Origin of the sequence: Janthinobacterium sp. 61 (assembly GCF_002846335.1) — a bacterium.
In the GTDB taxonomy this organism is placed as follows: Bacteria; Pseudomonadota; Gammaproteobacteria; order Burkholderiales; family Burkholderiaceae_D; genus Janthinobacterium.
Genome location: NZ_PJMQ01000001.1, coordinates 5,291,733 through 5,303,813, shown reverse-complemented (window position 1 = coordinate 5,303,813; position 12,081 = coordinate 5,291,733). Strand labels below are relative to the sequence as shown.

At 61.6% G+C, this 12,081-nt stretch carries 12 protein-coding genes; 2 read left to right on the top strand and 10 right to left on the bottom strand.

Translation table 11 applies throughout. The features are described from left to right. Positions 1-25: 25 nt before the first annotated feature. From CLU92_RS24120 to CLU92_RS24075, 10 genes are all read right to left on the bottom strand, one after another. Positions 26-568 (bottom strand): hypothetical protein, encoded by a 543-nt coding sequence (locus tag CLU92_RS24120; RefSeq protein WP_101483920.1) that lies wholly within the window; start codon positions 566-568, stop codon positions 26-28. Between the two features lie 150 nt (positions 569-718). Next, positions 719-1,783, bottom strand: a complete 1,065-nt coding sequence (locus CLU92_RS24115) for a porin (RefSeq protein WP_101483919.1) — start codon at positions 1,781-1,783, stop codon at positions 719-721. 973 nt (positions 1,784-2,756) lie between these two features. Beyond that, entirely contained in the window at positions 2,757-3,212 is a 456-nt protein-coding gene (locus CLU92_RS24110) for a nuclear transport factor 2 family protein (RefSeq protein ID WP_101483918.1), read from the bottom strand. Beyond that, positions 3,209-3,976: an SDR family oxidoreductase gene (locus CLU92_RS24105; RefSeq protein WP_101483917.1), complete on the bottom strand. Its 768-nt coding sequence runs from the start codon at positions 3,974-3,976 to the stop codon at positions 3,209-3,211. Before CLU92_RS24105 ends, CLU92_RS24110 begins: the two co-directional genes overlap by 4 nt. Further along, positions 3,973-4,524, bottom strand: a complete 552-nt coding sequence (locus CLU92_RS24100) for a DUF3833 domain-containing protein (protein ID WP_243857852.1) — start codon at positions 4,522-4,524, stop codon at positions 3,973-3,975. Before CLU92_RS24100 ends, CLU92_RS24105 begins: the two co-directional genes overlap by 4 nt. Before the next feature lie 14 nt (positions 4,525-4,538). Beyond that, positions 4,539-5,801, bottom strand: a complete 1,263-nt coding sequence (locus CLU92_RS24095; RefSeq protein ID WP_101483915.1) for an MFS transporter — start codon at positions 5,799-5,801, stop codon at positions 4,539-4,541. After that, positions 5,798-6,346, bottom strand: coding sequence for a chalcone isomerase family protein (locus CLU92_RS24090; protein WP_101483914.1), 549 nt, complete (start codon positions 6,344-6,346; stop codon positions 5,798-5,800). Before CLU92_RS24090 ends, CLU92_RS24095 begins: the two co-directional genes overlap by 4 nt. A gap of 2 nt (positions 6,347-6,348) precedes the next feature. Beyond that, positions 6,349-7,581 (bottom strand): cyclopropane-fatty-acyl-phospholipid synthase family protein, encoded by a 1,233-nt coding sequence (locus tag CLU92_RS24085; RefSeq protein ID WP_180338661.1) that lies wholly within the window; start codon positions 7,579-7,581, stop codon positions 6,349-6,351. Between the two features lie 26 nt (positions 7,582-7,607). Continuing rightward, positions 7,608-8,402: a DUF1365 domain-containing protein gene (locus CLU92_RS24080; protein ID WP_101483913.1), complete on the bottom strand. Its 795-nt coding sequence runs from the start codon at positions 8,400-8,402 to the stop codon at positions 7,608-7,610. Next, positions 8,392-9,702, bottom strand: coding sequence for an NAD(P)/FAD-dependent oxidoreductase (locus tag CLU92_RS24075; RefSeq protein ID WP_101484867.1), 1,311 nt, complete (start codon positions 9,700-9,702; stop codon positions 8,392-8,394). Before CLU92_RS24075 ends, CLU92_RS24080 begins: the two co-directional genes overlap by 11 nt. A gap of 202 nt (positions 9,703-9,904) precedes the next feature. Between CLU92_RS24075 and CLU92_RS24070 the strand changes: the two genes are divergently transcribed. Continuing rightward, complete coding sequence (locus CLU92_RS24070) at positions 9,905-10,855, top strand: MerR family transcriptional regulator (protein WP_101483912.1); 951 nt, start codon at positions 9,905-9,907, stop codon at positions 10,853-10,855. A 165-nt stretch (positions 10,856-11,020) separates the two neighbouring features. After that, positions 11,021-12,079: a signal recognition particle-docking protein FtsY gene (ftsY, locus tag CLU92_RS24065; protein WP_101483911.1), complete on the top strand. Its 1,059-nt coding sequence runs from the start codon at positions 11,021-11,023 to the stop codon at positions 12,077-12,079. Positions 12,080-12,081: the final 2 nt, after the last annotated feature.

Sequence of the window (12,081 nt, the reverse complement as noted above, 5' to 3'; positions counted from 1 at the left end):
TTTTCTTTTTGACAGAGGCAATCGCTCAGGCAGCGGGCACGGGCGCACTTTCCTCGGCAGGCACGGCCTCCGCCGGCGCTTCCGGCATCGGCGGGCATGGCGTGCAATTTTTCAGGGGACGGCCGAAATCGCGCACGCGGCTCAGTTTCATGGGCATGCGCACATTGCCGCCGCAGTAATCACCTTCCAGTGTCAGGGTTTGCCCATCTTTGGAAAACTTGCCGACGATGGTGCGCTCTTCATTGTCGGCGCCCGCGATGGTGAAATCGAAGGCGCCCGTGGCGGTGTCCAGGTTGACGTCGTTGGCCACGATAGGCCAGCTCAGGGCACCCGCCGTGAATTCGTAGATGACGGAATCAGCCTCGGCGAAGCGGTGCAGGGTCACGCGCTGGCCGCCGATCTCGCCGCTATCCTTTTGCAGACATAGATCCGAGTAGACGGCCACGCCATAGCGCTCCAGTCCAACCGGCTTCTTTCCCTTGACTGCCGCGAAGGCGGCACCGGTGGCGCTGGCGAGCAGCAGCGCGGCCAGCATGGCAGCCAGACGCGGCGAGGTGTATGAATTCATGGCATTCCTTTACTTGAGTAACGGCGCCATTATAACTGGCGCCGCACATGCAAAAACGCGCTGCCAGGCCGAAGCCAGACAGCGCGTTTCTTTGCTTGCAGCATCCCCGAGGGGATGCCTTGGCGGTACTAAGCTTCGCTTGCGCGAATATTAGAACGAGTGACGAACACCAACGTTGAAGGCTTTGTCGCCCGTACCAACATTGCTGTTGTTACCAACGGTGTAGTTAGCGCCGTTTTTGTTCTTGATCTTGGCGTACGAAGCGTAGGTGCTCGTGCGCTTCGACAGAGCGTAGGAGTAACCCAGTGCCCATTGATCAGCATCAGCGTTAGCAGCGGTTTTGTCGTTCGTACGGATGAACGAAGCCATTACGGTGCCAGCTGGGCCGACTGGTACGGTTGCGCCGACCAGGATGTTGTTGCTGTCGGTGCTCAGAGCAGCAGGAGCGTAGTTGTAGTTCTGTACGTTACCGTTGTTCAGGTTGGCGCTTTGTGCACCTTTGTTCACGCCGTATGCGACGTAAGCTTTAGCAACTGCGAAGTCGTAGTTAGCTGCAGCCAACCAGTTGCGGCCGCTACCTTGTTCGATGGTCGCGGTGTCGTTGCTGGTGTTGTTGTAAGCCAGACGTGCATTCAGAGGACCATTCGAGTAGCCAACCGACGCGCCGATTTTGCGGCCGATTTTGTTCGAATCAGCGTTTTCGCCGAAGGTGTACGCTACGTCGCCGTCAAAACCGTTGAAGTTTGGCGAGGTGTACAGCACGGTGTTGCTGGTGCGGGTGTTCGCTGGGAACAAGTTTTTAGCGGAACCAGCGTAGCCAGCTGCGAATGGATCAGCAACTTTCGACAGGGTGTTGTACCAAGGGGTGTATTGACGACCCAGGGTCAGGGTACCGGTCGTTTTGCTGCTCAGACCAACGTAAGCTTGACGGTTGAACAAGGTACCTGCAACGTCTTGTTGACCGTTGTCAACGCTGAAGCCCGATTCCAACAGGAACAGAGCCGACAGGCCGCTGCCCAGATCTTCGGTGCCTTTGAAGCCCAGACGGGAAGCCGAAGCAACGCCGCTGTCCAGCTTGTTTACATTGCCTTTAACGCCGCCGCGCTCGCTGACGAAACCAGCGTCAACGGTACCGTAGATAACAACGCTCGATTGAGCTTGAGCTACGCCAGTGGCTGCTGCCAGAACTGCCAGGGTGATCAGAGTTTTTTTCATTGCAATTTCCTTTAATTTTTGAAGCAAAAAGTAATACAGCCTATGCATCTCGAGCTGCGCTCTAGCAGAGCGCTTTTTATGAGTGAGGGCAAGGTCTCCACCTGCCACATTGCTGTTCCGGTCAGGGGAACATTCATATCGGTATCGGCACGCTATTGCACCGATAAGCTTGAAGGCTGCATAACGACCGTCATTCGTGCGCCGGTTCGGTGCTCAAAGGGCACCGGAAGCGGCACTATAACGACCGTTTCACATTCCATCAAGTTCCAACATGTTACTTCCGGTACCAGGCCAGGGGCTTTTTCAGGCATCCCGACCATCGCCAACCGTACTACGCGACAGAGCCAGTGCCCCTTGCCAACCAATGCATTGGCCTGATTGACCATTCCATCATAGCGCATGGCATGCTGGCACCCGTTGTATTAGTGCAACAGTATCAGGCGAGTGATTAAAACGTCAACATGCTTTACCCGTCATTTGCCCTCAAAGATTTACGCGACAAAGCGCACAATTTGTCAGGCGATAATGGATAAACGGGACGAAGCATACACGGCATCGCCGATGTTTGCTGCCGAATGCCCAAAAACGGGAAATAATGCGCGCTTTTTTGGTGCGTTGCCGCATTATTCAGGGGCGTAGGCGCAAATTTTCACGTCGACGTAGGCTCCCAAAAAATAGCCAGAGTGACAATGAAATTACTGACTTTCCGGTAATTTAAATTGCTCACATAGAAATGTTTTCCATGTTTACCAGCGCATGCGCCGGCGAACAGAGCGAAGCGGATGAGGACGACTCTTGCTTGCAAATTGCGCATCAATTGAAACAATTTCTTACAATGTTGCCTTCTAAATATTTTGACAAATTTGTGTCAAAAAAACGACACTTTGAGCGAAATCAAGTTTTTACGCGCCCGAATCCGCACAATTTACTTTTTCTTTTTCGCATTTTTTGCTTAAAGCATCAAGAAACAATACTAGCGCTGGCTGGCCCGCCGGAGCAGGCGCATGAGGCCGCCCAGCAACGGCAATTTTTCATACAATTCTTCCGCCGCATCCCAATAATCGCGATGCATAAGCACCCGTCCCTGCGCATCGAAGCGCACATGGGTTGCGCCACGAATACATTGATCGCCAGAGACCAGTCGTTTCATGCGGAAGCGAAACTCCCACGTCAGGAACGCCTGCTGCCCCTGCCCCAGGCTTTCCAGCACGACAAACCGGGGCGCGTCGACTTGCACGAACATGTGCTCGAAGATGGCCAGGATGGCGGCATGCCCCACCACCTCGTTGAAAGGATCCTTGAAATGGGCGTCCGGCGCATAGACGGCGCCCAGTTGCGCCAGGTTTTCGAGGCTCAGGTGCTCATAAAACGCCACCAGGCGCGCCAACGCCTCCTCCACGCGCTCCGTCTCCGGCATGCTTGCGCTCATACACCCGTCACTTTGCGGATCAGCCAAAAATAGGCGCGGTACGGCAACAGCCGCGCCAGGCGCAGGGTATTCGTAAAGCGTTTGGGAAAGTGGATGTGAAACTGGCCCCGCTCGATGCCGTCGAGCATGGCGGCGGCGGCGTCGTGCGCCGTCATCAGGGCGGGCATCTTGAAATCATTGTCCGCCGTCAGGGGCGTGGCGACAAAACCCGGGTTGATTTGATACACATCAATCCCGCGTGGATGCAAATCCAGATACAGCGACTCCGTCAGGTTGATCAGCGCCGCCTTGCTGGCGCCATACGCGAGCGCCTTGGGCAAGCCGCCATAGCCGGCCACCGAGGCGACGATGCCGATGCCGCCGCTACCCTGGCGCAACAACCACGGCAAGGCCTGCTCCAGGCAATTGAAGACGCCGCCCACATTCAAGGCCAGCAAGCTCTGGGCAGCCTCAAGATCGAAACTGTCGGCGCGCATGGCCTGATAGCCGCCGGCCACCACCAGTATCAGGTCGATATGCGTCCACTGCAGCTGCAGCTGCGCACAGACGCCCCGTAGCTGCGCGGGCTGGGTGATATCGAGCGGTAATGCCTGCGCCAGCGGCTGTCCCTGGCACAGCTGCTCCAGGCTGGCGCGATGGCGGGCCGACAAGGCTACGCACGCGCCCTGCTCCAGCAGCAAGGTGGCGCACGCGGCGCCGATGCCGCTGGACGCGCCGATGATCCACACGCGCTTGCCGGCCCAGCTGGTGATCTTGCGATTCATGGGACCGCCTGTGGACGCTTGCTGAACGATAAAGTGACGGCGCCCAGGCTGAAGCCGAATTTGCTCATGGCGGCGCGGTTGAGCATGACCTTGTCATCCATCAGGAACATCCAGTCCTCGAAGTCGACGTGGTAGACCGTGCCATCGACGGGCAGCGCCAGCACGTATTGCCAGCGCAGCGCATTACCGGCCACTTCGCCGATGGCCTCGCCGACCACGTCGGGCGCCGTGCCGATGAAGCGCCCGGGCGCCGTCTTGCGCAGGGTCCACACGCGCCGCTGGCGGCTGCCGTCCGAATACGTGAAATCCTCGTCCAGGGTGCCCGTCTCGCCCGCCCAGCTGGCCCGCATCACCACCGTGAAGCGCTTGACCACCTTGCCCGACCGGTCCTGGAAGATGCCGTGGGCATCGAGCGTGCCATTGAAGTACTGTTGCAGATCCAGCACGGGCAGTTCCTGCGCGTACATGGCCGGTGTGGGTGGCGTGGAACAGGCGGCCAGTGCCAGCAGCAAGGCCGTCGCCGTAATGCCGCGTTGGCAGGATCTCATGAGGTGCATAGTCGCTACTCCCTGGTTTCACTATATATATGTTGTAAAGGCGCGCGCCACAGCAGCAGCGCCGCCAGCAGTTTCAGGGCGCAGGGCAGCAAGGCGTAGGCAGCCGACAAGGCTGGCAAGCCGCTGCTGCTGCCCGGCACATAACCCAGCCAGGCCAGCAAGGGCAAGGCGATGCCGGCCGCCAGCGCCAGGCTCATCTGCACGCCCCAGTTCCACCAGCCGAAGTACGCCGCCTCATGCCGCCTGGCGTGGCCCGCCGCGCCGATCAACCCTGCCAGCAGGGCCGGCGGCAAGGCCAGGTCGGCACCCAGCGCCAAGCCCGAAAGCAAGCAGATGCTGGCAAAGCCCCACGCGGCGCCCGCGTCCAAGCCATACGCCCAGACAAACACGCTGGCCGCCAGCAGCATGGCGCCGCCCCAGGCGCGCGCTTCGCCAAAGCGGCGCGCCAGCGCCACCCAAAGGGGCATCGAAGCGGCTGCCGCACAAAAATACACAATCAGGAACGGCCCCGCGTAATGCCCCAGGCGCAAATAATCGCCGGCAAAGAACAGGAACAGGGTGGCGGGGATGGCGGCGGCTACGCCATTGACGAGCAAGACGGCGAACAGCCAGCGAAATGCGCGCTGGCGCAACGGGACTTTCCAGCCACTGCCGACGATCACGTCCCCGGCACTGCGCGAGGTCGGCCGCGGCGCGCGCGCCAGCAACAGCGCGCCCGTCGCCAGCAGGCAGACGGCAAAGGCCAGCGACAAGCCGTCATAGCCGAGCACGGAAGTCAGTGCCGCCGCCAGGATAACGCCGAGCAAGCCGCAGCCTTCCCGCACGGCCGCCACCCGCGCCCGCTGCGTGGGCGCCTGACTCAGCGCCGCGCCCCAGCTCTGGTGCGCGATGCCGGCCAGGCCATAGGCGGAATACACGAGCAACAAGGACGCCAGGAACCATGCCAGGGTCGCCCCATGCGACAGGAGCGGCGGATGGAACAGGGCGCCAAAGCCCAGCAGCAGCAAGGGCAGCGCGGCACCGACCAGTACGGCATAGCTGCGCCCGCCGCGCGCCATCCAGGCGCCCATGGCGGGATCGATGAAGGCGGCGGCAATGCGGGCCGCCAGCAGCACGGCGCCGATTTGCGCCAGATCAAGGCTGCTGCGCTGCGCATAAAATGGCGCAACATATATATAGATGGGCAGCGCCAGCATGGCCAGCGGCAAACCGAACAGGCCATAACTGAACAAGGCAGGCAAGGTCAAGGCGCTGGTCCCGCTGCTCATGGCAGCGGCGCCGCACTCTGCAGCAAGGCCGCCCGCAGCTTCGGCGCCGTCGACTCGGGCGACAGCCAGATGGCGAAGAAAGCGCGCGCGAAGTCGCCATCGCTCACATCGGCCAGCATCTTGCCATCGAGATAAAAGCGCACGCCGGGCGCGATGCCGGCCCGATAGGCGCCCGCGATACGCTGGCCTTCCTTGACGTCCGGAAAGATGCGCTGCATGGTGGCCAGCCACGCCAGGCGTTGCTGTTCCGTTCCCACGCCCAGTTTTTGCATCTGCTCATAGCTGGCCTCGGCAATCTTCTTGCCATCGAGGGCGCGCGCGTAGCGCAATTCCAGCACAAAAGGCGCCGTTGCCGACGCCGCGCCCTGGTAGCCTTGTGCGCCCACCCACAGTTGCGCTCGATAAATACGCATGCCGAACCACGTATAGTCGCCCTCCCCCGCCAGGCGGGCCTCGGGCACGTCCACATTCACAAAGGCCGGGGGCGCGGCCACGGCACCGTACATGGTCAAGGACAGCACAACAGCAGTAAGCAAGCGGCGCATGATCACTCCTTGACCAGAGTAAATTGCATGACGTCCGTGTTGTGCGCCTGGAAGGCCGCTTCGCAATAGGCCAGGTAAAACTCCCAGGTCAGCAGGAAACGGCCATCAAAACCCTGCTTTTCCAGCGCCGTTCGCTGGGCCAGGAAGCTGGCGCGCCACAGGCGCAGGGTTTCCGCGTAATCGAGGCCAAAGCTGAAGGCGTCCACTACGCGCAAGCCCTGCGCCTCGGCGGCGCGGCGAAACTCGGCCGGCGAAGGCAGCATGCCACCCGGAAAAATGTATTGCTGGATGAAGTCAGTGCTCTTGCTGTAGCGCTCGAACAATTCATCGGCGATGACGATGGTCTGGATGCAGGCACGCCCGCCGCGCTTCAAGTTGTGCGCCACGCAGGCGAAATAGCCGGGCCAGTAGCTTTGCCCCACCGCTTCGAACATCTCTATCGAAGCGATGGCGTCGTACTGGCCGTGGCTGTCGCGGTAATCGCACAGCTGCAAATCGGCCAGGCTGGCCAGCCCCGCCTCGTGCAGGCGCTGGCGCGCATACGCCAGCTGTTCGGTCGACAAGGTCAGGCCCGTCACGTGGGCGCCATAGTCACGCGCCGCCGTTTCCGCAAAGCCGCCCCAGCCGCAGCCGATTTCCAGCACGCGCTGGCCCAGCTGCGGCTGCAGCTGCAGCTGCAGCTGGTCGGCGATGCGCCGGTATTTCGCCAGCTGCGCCTGTTCCAGGCTGGCGCCTTCGGTAAACAGCGCGCTCGAATACGTCATCGACGGGTCCAGCCACAGCTGATAAAAGGCGTTGCCAATGTCGTAATGGGCGTGGATATTCTTCTTGCTGCCGGCGCGCGAATTGCGGTGCAGCAGATGGCGCACCTTATAGATCAGGTTGCCCCACCAGTTGCCATAGATCAAGGACTCGATCTGCGCACGGTTGCGTATCATCAATTCGATCAAGCCCGGCAAATTGTCGGTGCGCCAGTCGCCCGCGATAAACGTTTCGGCAAAGCCGATGTCGCCCGAGCGCAGAACGGCCGAGCACAGGCGCCAGTTGTGCAAATCCAGGGTGACGGGGTGGCTGCCATCGCCGTACAACAAGATACTGCCATCCGGCGTGCGCAGGCGCAGGGCGCCATATTGTAATTTCTGCAGCAGGCGCAGAATCATGCGCCCGGTGGCGGGCAGGTCCAGATGCGCGTGGTCGCTCAGGAGATCAGGACGTACACTGCTGCGCGCATGCATGCCGGTCGGTAGGGAGTCAGAGCTCATCAGGAGACCTTTTCTTGTGGAGGGTGGGGTTTGCTGAAAAACGGCACGCGGCGCAGCCACAGGCGCAAAGCTTGCCAATGGATGCGCACCATCACGCCAAACGTCATCAGGGGGTAACGCAGCAAGGCCCAGGCAATGGCGCCGTCGCGCAGCGGCTGCGCCGTGCCGGACAAGCTCGTTTCCAGAATCGGACCGTCGAGGTCGTCGTAATCGACCCGGGCCAGGTGGCGCTCGCCGCCCTTGTCGTTGTTGCGCAGGAAACGGAATCGGTACTGTCCTTCCACCTTGCAAAATGGCGAGACATGGAAAATCTTCTTGGCGCGCAACTCACTGCCATAGGCGATGGCGCCGCCCTGTTCGAGCAGATACAGGTGGCGCTCGCCAAAGGTATTGCGCACATCGCACAACACGGCGCGCAGCGCGCCATCGGGGCGGTGGCAAAACCAGAAACTGACGGGATTAAAGACATAGCCGAACATGCACGGCATGGTTTGCAGCCAGATTTCGCCGTCCGCGTCCGGCACGCCATGCTGGCGCAGCACGCCGTCGATCCACTCCAGCAGCGGCGTCGTGCCATCGCCATGGTCGCTGTCGCGGAAGGCCAGCACGTTGGCGCCATTGCGCGAGATCAGGCGGGCAGGAAAGTCGTGCGCGCCCATGCTGCGCAAAGGCAGGCGCAGATAAAACATGCCGTAACTAAAAGCATGCGCGCGCGGACGCAGCCGCGCATGGCGCACCCGCCCAAGGCACAGCTGCGGCTGCGGCGGCACGGGCGGCGAGGGATCACGCGGCATGGCCGAGCTCCGCCGACGCCATGCCGTTCAGCGCTTCGGCCACGCCCAGGCCCGACTTCAAGCCGTCTTCATGGAAACCGTAGCCCGTCCAGGCACCCGCAAACCACGTGTGCTGCGCTCCCTGGAACCCGGCCAGGCGCGCCTGGGCGGCAATGGCGGCGCCGTCGAACACGGGGTGGGCATAGGAAAACTCATCGATGATGGACGCCGGATTGGGCTCGTCGAGCGGATTGAGCGAGACGATGACGGGCGTGCTGAATGGCAGCGGCTGTAACTGGTTCAGCAAATAATGTACGCATACCTGCGGCGCATCGCCGTGCGCAGCCGGCCTGCCCTGATAATTCCAGGCCGACCAGGCCTTGCGACGCTGCGGCAGGCAGGATGCATCCGTATGCAGCACAGCGCGATTGGGCTGGTAGCGCACGGCTTCGAGCACACCGCGCTCGTCGTCGCGGATATCGGCCAGCAAGGCCAGCGACTGGTCGCTGTGGCAAGCGAGCACCACATGATCGACATGCTCGACGCCGGCGGCCGTGTGCAGCTCGACCATGCGCGCGCCGCCGTGCGGCTGGCGGCGCACGGCGAGCACCGGGCACGCCAGGCGCTGCTGAGGGATGCCCGCCAGCAGTTTTTCCACATAAACACGCGAGCCGCCGCGCACCGTGCGCCACTGGGGCCGGTCACTCACTTGCAGCAAGCCATGGTTGTGGCAGAAACGAATAAACGTCGCCAAGGGAAAGGCCAGCATCTGGCGCGCCGGGCACGACCAGATGCAGGCAGCCATCGGCAACAGGTACCAGTGGCGGAATTCGTCACCATAGCCGTGCAGGTCCAGGAACTCGCCCAGTGACATGGCCGGCGCCGGAACGCTCGCCGTGGCCAAGGCGCTGGCCTGACGGTTGAAGCGCACAATATCGCGCAGCATGCGCAGAAAGGCGGGGCGCAGCAGGTTGCTGCGCTGGGTAAACACGGTATCAAAATTGGCGCCCGCCCATTCCAGCACGCGGGCATCGGGCGTAGTGCCCAAGGGCATTTTCACGGAAAACGACATATCGCTGTCGGCCGCCTCGACGCCCAGTTCCCGGAACAGTTGCACCAGGTTCGGGTAAGTGGCGTGATTGAACACGAGAAAACCCGTGTCGACGCCATGCGTGACACCATCAAGCGTGACGTCCACCGTATGGCTGTGACCGCCAAAATAGTCACCCGCCTCATACAAGGTCACGTCCTGGCCGGCCTGCGCCAGGCGATAGGCACACGACAAACCTGCTATTCCTGCACCGACGACGGCGATCTTCATGGCTGCACCCGTTTCATATTTGTCCTGGACAAAATAACTTTTCTGCATAGTCAGTCAAATATTGATCTATGTCAATGAGGGCGCTTGCCGCTCACAAACTTATACGCTGGCAACTTTCAATCGGATTCAGCTATTTGGTCCCGGGCGAAGGAAGGCGTAAAATGCTTCCCACGTTCTTTTGGCATGCGAGCAAGCCCTCTGTATGGATACTGATTTGCAACCGCTGCACCCCCCTTCCGCCTTCAGCATCAGCGACGTCGAGCGCGACACGGGGCTGGCCAAGGAAACCTTGCGTGTCTGGGAACGCCGCTACGCCTTTCCCCAGCCACAGCGCGATGCCTTTGGCGAGCGCAGCTATCCGGCCGAGCAAGTGCAAAAATTGCGCATGGTCAAGCGCCTGCTGGATCTCGGATTTCGCCCGGGCAAAATCATGCAGCACAGCACCTTGCAACTGCAGCAACTAGCCAGCGCCGGCAACGCGGCGCCGCCTGCGCCGCAACCGCAACTGGCGTACTACCTGTCCCTGTGCCGTGGCCACCAGATGGCGGAACTGGCCGGTGCCCTGCGCCAGGCCTTGGCCGTGCTGGGCTTGAAAGCCTTTACCATCGACGTCATCGCGCCCCTCACGGCCATGGTTGGCGAAGCGTGGGCCTGCGGCGAATTGGCCGTGTATGAAGAGCATCTATATAGCGAAACCTTGCAGACGGTAATGCGCCATGCCATTTTTTCCCTGCCGCAGGCAAGCAGCCCGTCCACGCGCACGCCGCGCATCGTCCTCAGTACCTTGCCGCAGGAACGTCATGGCCTGGGGCTGCTGATGGCCGAGGCGCTATGTGCGGCGGCCGGGGCCCATTGCATGTCGCTGGGGGTGGAAACGCCGCTGACCGACATCGTCGCGGCCGCCCGCGTGCAACGGGCCGACATCGTGGCGCTGTCGTTTTCCAGCGCCAGCAAGCAAAAGCAGACGCGCGACAGCCTGCAGCAGCTGCACGGGTGCTTGCCGCCAGACATGGAATTGTGGGCTGGCGGACGCAGTCCCGTGCTGACCAGGCAACCGCCGCCCTTTTTGCATGTGCTGGACTTGCGGCAAGTCGACGAAAGCATCGCCGACTGGCGCCGCCGCCACCAGGCGCGCGCCCTGCAAACACACTGAACCGGCTGGAAAGCGGAGCAACTGCGGCGATCTCCGTGGATAGCCACGCAATGTTGCCAATCGAACAGTAAAGCATGAAGGGCCGGGCGCGCTCTGGTAGAATAGCCCGTAACAACAGTGTCCGGCGCCGCCGGGCCTTAGGTCAGCACCCGCCACCACACATCCATGTTTAGTTTCTTCAAGAAAAAACCCGTCACTCCCGAGGCTGCGCCAGCCGAGCCCCTCGTCCTTCCCGCCGCCACGCCGCCTGCCCCGCAGCCTGCCGCTGCGCCGCTGAGCGGCGCGCCGGCCGAGCTCGTGCCCGTCATCGTGGCCGCTGAACCCGAGAAAAAATCGTGGATGACGCGCCTCAAGGCCGGCCTGTCGAAAACCTCGAACACCTTATCCGTGCTGTTCGTCGGCGCAAAGATCGACGACGCCCTGTACGAAGAGCTGGAAGCGGCCCTGCTGATGTCCGACGCGGGCATCGACGCCACCGAATTCCTGCTCACGGAATTGAAGAAAAAAGTCAAGGAAGACAAGCTGCTCGACGCCGCCGCCGTGAAGGCCGCGCTGAAGGTGCTGCTGATCGACCTCCTGAGCCCGCTGGAAAAGCGCTTCGAACTGGGCCGTCACAAGCCCCTGGTGATGATGATTTCCGGTGTGAATGGCGCCGGCAAGACCACCACCATCGGCAAGCTGGCCAAGCACATGCAATCGAACAACCAGTCCGTGCTGCTGGCCGCCGGCGACACCTTCCGCGCCGCCGCGCGCGAGCAGCTGATGGTCTGGGGCGAGCGCAACAACGTCACCGTGATTTCGCAGGAATCGGGCGACCCGGCCGCCGTGGCCTACGACTCCGTGCAATCGGCAAAAGCGCGCGGCATCGACGTGGTGATGGTCGACACGGCAGGCCGCTTGCCGACGCAGCTGCACCTGATGGAAGAATTAAAGAAAATCAAGCGCGTGATCGGCAAAGGCATGGAGGGCGCCCCCCATGAAACCCTGCTCGTCATCGACGGCAACACGGGCCAGAACGCCTTGACGCAAGTAAAGGCCTTCGACGATGCCCTGCAGTTGAGCGGCCTGGTAATCACCAAGCTGGACGGGACCGCCAAGGGCGGCGTGCTGGCGGCGATCGCCCGCGTGCGCCCCGTGCCCGTGTATTTCATCGGCATCGGTGAGAAAATTGAAGACTTGCAGCCTTTCGTGGCTGCCGAATTTGTCGAAGCGCTGCTCGGATAAGC